Below are 6,471 nucleotides of genomic sequence, written 5' to 3'. Positions count from 1 at the left end.
GATCAGGCCGCGCACCTTGACGTCACCGAGCACCTGGAGCTGGTTGCCGAGCTTGTCGGTGGTGAGGCTGACCTTCACCACGGACGTGAACGCCTTGTTGTACATGGCGATCGAGAGGCTGACGAGCCCCGCGATCACGACGATGAACCCGATGCCGAGCAACCGGCGCCGGACCGTCGCCCACCTCCCCTGCCTCATCCGCCGATCCTCACCGTCACGTTCGTGCCCCAGATGGCGAAGCCGATGAAGAAGTTCAGTAAGGCCGCGGTCACGATCGTCGTCCTGACCGAGCGGCCCACCGCCACGCCGACACCGGCCGGACCGCCGGACGCGCGGTACCCGTAGTAGCAGTGCACGAGGATGATCACCACGGCGAAGATCAGCACCTTGCCGAAGGACCAGAAGACGTCCTGCGGCGGTAGGAACAGGTTGAAGTAGTGGTCGTAGGTGCCCGCCGACTGGCCGTAGAAGTAGACGACGATCGAGCGGGACGCGAGGTAGCTCGACAGCAACCCGATGATGTAGAGCGGGATGACCGCGACGAAGCCGGCGATGATCCTGGTGGTCACCAGGAACGGCAGGCTCGGCACGCCCATGACCTCCAGGGCGTCGATCTCCTCCGAGATGCGCATGGCGCCCAGCTGTGCGGTGAAGCCGGCGCCGACCGTGGCGGACAGTGCCAGCCCGGCCACGAGCGGCGCGACCTCACGGGTGTTGATGTAGGCGGACGCGAAGCCGGAGAAGGCGGCCGTGCCGATCTGGTCCAGTGCCGCGTACCCCTGGAGGCCGACGACCGTGCCGGTGAAGACGGTCATGCCGACCATCACGCCGATGGTGCCGCCGATGACCGCCAGCGCGCCGGAGCCGAAGCTGACCTCGGCGAGGATGCGCATGGTCTCCCGCATGTACCGGCGCAGCGTGCGGGGAATCCACGCGAGCGCACGCAGGTAGAACGACAGCTGGTCACCCAGCGTGTCGAGCCAGTTGAGCGGCGCGGTCGCCACCCGCCGCGCGGTGTCGCCGATGGCCATCTGCTCAGCTGCCCTTCTGCGGAACGATGGTCAGGTACACGGCGGTCAGGATGAAGTTGACGAAGAACAGCAGCAGGAACGTGATCACCACGGACTGGTTGACCGCGTCCCCGACGCCCTTCGGCCCGCCCTTCGGGTTGAGACCGCGGTAGGCGGCGACGACGCCGGCGATGAAGCCGTAGATGACCGCCTTGATCTCGGAGATCCACAGGTCCGGCAGCTGCGCCAGCGCGGAGAAGCTCGCCAGGTAGGCGCCCGGCGTGCCGCCCTGGAGGACGACGTTGAAGAAGTAGCTGCCGAGCACGCCGACCACGGACACGAGCCCGTTGAGCAGGACGGCGATGACCATGGCGGCGAGCACCCGCGGGACGACGAGCCGCTGGATGGGGTTGACGCCGAGGACCTCCATGGCGTCGATCTCCTCGCGGATGGTGCGTGCGCCGAGGTCCGCGCAGATCGCCGAACCGCCGGCGCCGGCGACCATGAGCGCGGTGACCAGTGGCGCGGCCTGCTGGATGATGGCGAGCACCGCGGCCGCGCCGGTGAAGGACTGGGCGCCGAGCTGGACGATCAGCCCGCCGAGCTCGAGCGCGATGACCGCGCCGAAGGGGATGGCGACCAGGGCGGTCGGCAGGATCGTGACGCTGGCGATGAACCAGCACTGCTGGATGAACTCCCGCAGCTGGAACGGCCGCCGGAACGTCTGGACGATGACGTCGAGGGCGAGCGCGAACAGCCGCCCGGTCTCCCGCAGCGCGCCTGCCCCGGGAAAGTTCGCCGGTGCGGGGCGAGTGGTCATGCGCCACCGCCGGGTGGGGAGTTGTGCCAGGTCGTGGTGGGCAGTTCGGCCACGCTGAGGTCACCGGAGTCCGGTTGCCACTCTCTCGGCCGAGGGGTGGGGCTGGGCCGAAGGGTGCCCTTGACGCCGTACCGGGCCTTCTCCTCGTCGGTCAGCGAGTCGATGATCCCCTGCTGCGCCGCGCGCGGCAGCGTGTACAGGATCCGCATGACCCGGTCCAGCCGCCGCCGTACGCCGGACCGTTCGCCGAGCCCCGGCGTCGGCTGGATCTGCGGCACCACACCACGCACGTCGTCGGTGCTGCCGTCGTGGTGGCCGGCTTCGATCTGGGCCTGCTCGGCGGCCATGGTGGCCTCGTCCTTCTCCTCGGACATGCCGATCGGGCCGATGCGCGAGCCGTTGAGGAACTGCTTGACGACCGGCTCCTCGCTGGTGAGCAGGACCTCGCGGGGGCCGAACATGACCAGCTCGCGGCGGAACAGCATGCCGATGTTGTCCGGCACGGTCCGCGCGAGGTTGATGTTGTGCGACACGATCAGGATCGTCGCGTCGATCTGGGTGTTGAGGTCGATGAGCAGCTGGGAGATGTACGACGTGCGGACCGGGTCCAGCCCGGAGTCCGGCTCGTCGACCAGGATGATCTCAGGGTCGAGCACGAGCGCGCGGGCGAGGCCGGCACGCTTGCGCATGCCGCCGGAGATCTCACCCGGGAGCTTCTTCTCCGCGCCGGCGAGGCCGGTCATGTCCAGCTTCTCGAGGACGATCTTGCGGATGTCGGCCTCGGACTTCCTGGTGTGCTCACGCAGTGGGAAGGCGACGTTGTCGTACAGGTTCATCGACCCGAACAGCGCGCCGTCCTGGAACAGGACGCCGAACAGCTTGCGGATCTCGTAGAGCTTGTGCTCCGAGCAGGTGACGATGTCGACGCCGTTGATCTCGCAGCGCCCGCGCTCCGGCTTGAGCAGCCCGATGATCGACTTGAGGAACACGGACTTGCCCGTGCCGGACGGTCCGAGCATGACGCTGACCTCGCCCGGGGGGAGCGTCAGCGTGACGTCCCGCCAGATGGTCTGGCGCCCGAAGGACTTCGTCAGGCCCTCGACGACCACTTCGGCGCCCATGGAACCTCCCGCTTCCCCGACTGGTGCTCTCTCGTGCAACGAGCACATAGCCACCTGGGTTACTGGCGAGTCAGCAACCGCATGTCGAGGGAACGTACCGAGTTACTCACAGTGGGTGTGCCCCGGGGTTGCACCCGAGCGAAGCAAAGGGCCGGCACCCGAACGGGTACCGGCCCTTTTTGTCCTGTTGGACTAGTGTCCCGCGCCGGAGATCAGGCAACCAATTCGGCGGCCCAGCTTCCTGCTGGCGGCGTTGCCGGTCCGCCCAAGTACGACCCAGTACGAGGACGAACCGGCGCCTTGCCAGCAGAAACCCGGATCCACCGACTTGATCACCGCATTCCCGGCGCGGGACACTAGCTCACTTGAGGCTGACGGAAGCGCCGGCGCCCTCGAGCTTCTCCTTGGCGGCCTCGGCGGCCTCCTTGGTGACCTTTTCCAGGACGGCCTTGGGGGCGCTCTCGACGAGCTCCTTGGCCTCCTTCAGGCCGAGGCCGGAGACGACCTCGCGCACGACCTTGATGACCTGGATCTTCTTGTCACCGGCGGCCTCGAGGACGACGTCGAACTCGTCCTGCTCCTCGGCGGCCTCGGGGGCCGCGGCGACGGCGCCCGGCGCCGCGACGGCGACCGGTGCGGCGGCGGTGACCTCGAAGGTCTCCTCGAACTGCTTGACGAAAGACGACAGCTCGAGCAGCGTCATCTCCTTGAACGCGTCGAGCAGCTCGTCAGTGCTGAGCTTCGCCATGACGGCATTTCCTTTCTGTGTGGTGTGTCAGCTCTCGGCGGGAGCCGCTTGCTCGGCGGACGCCTTCTTCTCCTGCAGTGCCGCGGCCAGACGGGCGATCTGCGAGGCAGGGGCGTTGAACAGCCCGGCCGCCTTGCTGAGGTTGCCCTTCATGGCGCCCGCCAGCTTGGCGAGCAGCACCTCGCGGGAGTCGAGGTCGGCGATCTTGTCGACCTCGTCGACCGTGAGCGGGCGGCCGTCCATGTAGCCGCCCTTGATGACCAGGCCCTTGTTGTCCTTGGCGAAGTCGCGAAGAGCCTTCGCGGCATCGACAGGCTCGCCCTCGACGAACGCGATCGCGGTCGGACCGACGAACAGGGCGTCCAGGCCCTGGATGTCGGCGTCCTCCGCGGCACGCTTGACGAGGGTGTTCTTAGCGACCCGGTAGGTGGTGCCCGTGCCGAGAGCGCGACGCAGGGTCGTCAGCTGGGACACGGACAGACCGGTGTACTCGGTGACAACGGCAGCCGAGCTGCTGCGGAACTTGTCCGCGATCTCCGCGACGGCCTCGACCTTGCCTGCCTTCGCCATGGTCGCCTCCTCTCTGTGGCTTGGCGACCGCCGGCGCCCCGGAGACGACGAACGCCCCGGCGCAGGAGAGCACGGGGCGTGTGTGTACGCGCGTGTGACCGCGCGTGCCTCGTTCTTGCCTGCGCGGGCCGCCCGTCCTGTCGACGGGACCTTCGCCTGCCCGAGGGCAGGAACCAGCGGTCTTCGGTAGAACCGTGGTCAATCGTACGTTGCGGTGGCGGCGGCCCCCAAACCGGGTGAGTGTGTGCGCCGACACGGCATGATGGAGGCCGTGGCCGACAACGAGCAGCACCACGAGCCCCCTGCCGACCTCGTCATGCCCGGGGACGGTTCGACGGCGCCCGCTCCCCCACCCGCGCCACGCCAACCGACCCCGATCACCCCGGACGAGGTACGCCAGTTCCAGGAGTTCCAACGCTTCCAGGAGCTGATGCGACAGCAGGCCGAACAGGGTTTCCAGCCGGGCACCCCGCCGCCCCCCGGCCACCTGCACCGGTGGAGTCCGCCCCCGCCCAAGGAGAGCCTGCCGAAACGCCTGCTGAAGGCGGCGGTCGGCAAGGTCATCACCGGCCTGGTCGTCCTCGCCATCCTGGTGCTGGCCGGCTACTTCGCCATCGACTACTTCTTCGGCGAGGACCACGACCAGCTCCCGGCCTCCCAGACCGGCGGCGGCAAGGCGACCACGAACCTGATCTTCGAGACGACGCCGCGGAACGCGGTCCTCAAGGTGTACGACGACATCGCCCAGGGCGACGCGAAGAGCGCGTGCAGCCGCTTCACCGACGACGGACGTGCTCAGTTCACCAAGAACATGTCGCAGTACGGCAACACGTGCGCGGAGATCGTCACGACCATCTACCGCAGCATCGCGGCGAACCACATGAAGTCGGAGTACGCCAACCCGTGGATCCCCGGCTCCGCTGTTCCCACGAAGGCGGGCAACAGTGTGTCGGTCAGTTCCTGCGCGATGGAGGTCTCCGGCGGGCCGCGGCTGGGGCTCCTGACCCTCAGCAAGATCCCCCACTCCGAGAGCGCCGGTGGCGGCGACGCCCAGTGGATCGTCTCCGGTCACGAGTCCGAACCGGCCGACTGCGGCGGCTCCACGAGCACCCCGCCGACCAGCTGATCCCGCCTGTTTACCGAGCTGTTGCGGCGATTGGTGAACCGTTACCAAATCTTCCTCGTGTGTGGTGTGGACAAAAGCGCCCCCATCCACTACCGAGGAGGTCGCGAATTGCGTGCCAAACACAGGCCGGCCACGAGGAAAGCCCTGTTCCTAGGAGCCGGTGGCGTGGCGCTCGTGGCCCTTGTCGCCGTGTTGCTGCCGCAGGCCAATGCCGAGGGCGGACACCGGCAGCGGGCCGCGGGGTCGCCTGATCGGGACCTGGCCGCGCTGACCGAGATGCGGCAGGACCACATACCGGGCACCGCGTGGGCGACCGACCCCGCCACCGGCAAGATGATCATCACGGCGGACGAGACGGTCAAGGGTGACACCTGGGACAACCTGGAGGGCACCGTCAACGCGGTTGGCGGCGACGTCGCGACCCTGAAGCGGACGACCGGCAGGTTCTCCCTCTTCGCCGAGGGTGGTGACGCGATCTTCGCGGAAGGGGCGCGGTGTTCGCTCGGCTTCAACGTCACCACCGGGGACGGGAGACCGGGCTTCCTGACCGCCGGGCACTGCGGTGTCGCGTTCGACGCGTGGTCCGACGAGGCGAACGGCGACCCGATCGCCACGGTCCAGGAGGCGACCTTCCCGGGCAACGGTGACTTCGCGCTGGTCACCTACGACGACGAGACCACCAACGCCCCCAGTGCCGTCGACGTCGGGAACGGTCAACTGTTCGACATCAAGCAGGCCGCCGACGCCCAGGTCGGCGAGCAGGTCTTCCGCATGGGCAGCACCACGGGCCTCTTCGACGGCGACGTCATCGCACTGGACGCCACTGTGAACTACCCCGAGGGCACGGTCACCGGCCTGATCCAGACGACCGTCTGCGCGGAGCCCGGGGACAGCGGCGGCCCGCTGTTCACCGAGGACGGCAGCGCGGTCGGCCTGACGTCCGGCGGCTCCGGGGACTGCACCAGCGGCGGCGTGACGTTCTTCCAGCCCGTCACCACCGCGCTCGACGCGGTGAACGCCACCATTGGATAGGGACCGACACAAAAGCGGGGCCCCTCCGCACAGGAGGGGCCCCG

7 protein-coding genes and 1 pseudogene are annotated in these 6,471 nt (G+C 68.3%); 2 read left to right on the top strand and 6 right to left on the bottom strand.

Going from position 1 to position 6,471, the window contains the following annotated elements:
* The 6 genes and pseudogenes from VET29_RS42630 to rplJ all read right to left on the bottom strand — a co-directional run.
* A pseudogene (locus VET29_RS42630) lies at positions 1-198 on the bottom strand (ABC transporter substrate-binding protein); the annotation flags it as partial.
* Positions 195-1,031 carry an ABC transporter permease gene (locus VET29_RS42625; RefSeq protein WP_324932799.1) on the bottom strand — a complete coding sequence of 279 codons (837 nt, stop codon included), beginning with the start codon at positions 1,029-1,031 and terminating at the stop codon, positions 195-197. The gene VET29_RS42625 and the pseudogene VET29_RS42630, both read right to left, overlap by 4 nt.
* A gap of 4 nt (positions 1,032-1,035) precedes the next feature.
* On the bottom strand, positions 1,036-1,830 hold the full coding sequence (locus VET29_RS42620) for an ABC transporter permease (RefSeq protein WP_324932797.1): 795 nt from the start codon (positions 1,828-1,830) through the stop codon (positions 1,036-1,038).
* A complete protein-coding gene (locus VET29_RS42615) occupies positions 1,827-2,951 on the bottom strand; it encodes an ABC transporter ATP-binding protein (RefSeq protein WP_324932794.1) in 1,125 nt (374 codons plus the stop codon). The genes VET29_RS42620 and VET29_RS42615 overlap by 4 nt, the downstream gene beginning before the upstream one ends.
* A 361-nt stretch (positions 2,952-3,312) precedes the next feature.
* Positions 3,313-3,699 carry a 50S ribosomal protein L7/L12 gene (gene rplL / locus VET29_RS42610; protein ID WP_324932791.1) on the bottom strand — a complete coding sequence of 129 codons (387 nt, stop codon included), beginning with the start codon at positions 3,697-3,699 and terminating at the stop codon, positions 3,313-3,315.
* Positions 3,700-3,726: 27 nt separating this feature from the next.
* Positions 3,727-4,269, bottom strand: coding sequence for a 50S ribosomal protein L10 (gene rplJ / locus VET29_RS42605; protein ID WP_324932788.1), 543 nt, complete (start codon positions 4,267-4,269; stop codon positions 3,727-3,729).
* Between the two features lie 271 nt (positions 4,270-4,540).
* On the opposite strand from rplJ, the gene VET29_RS42600 reads away from it, so the two are divergent.
* Both VET29_RS42600 and VET29_RS42595 read left to right on the top strand, forming a co-directional pair.
* Entirely contained in the window at positions 4,541-5,395 is an 855-nt protein-coding gene (locus VET29_RS42600; RefSeq protein WP_324932784.1) for a hypothetical protein, read from the top strand.
* Positions 5,396-5,560: 165 nt separating this feature from the next.
* Positions 5,561-6,427 (top strand): S1 family peptidase, encoded by an 867-nt coding sequence (locus VET29_RS42595; RefSeq protein ID WP_324932781.1) that lies wholly within the window; start codon positions 5,561-5,563, stop codon positions 6,425-6,427.
* Positions 6,428-6,471 lie beyond the last annotated feature (44 nt).

The sequence above is a fragment of the Actinophytocola sp. genome, from assembly GCF_035634895.1.
Classification (GTDB): domain Bacteria; phylum Actinomycetota; class Actinomycetes; order Mycobacteriales; family Pseudonocardiaceae; genus Actinophytocola.
Note: the sequence above shows the minus strand (reverse complement) of the source record. Positions and strands in the feature narration are given on the sequence as shown.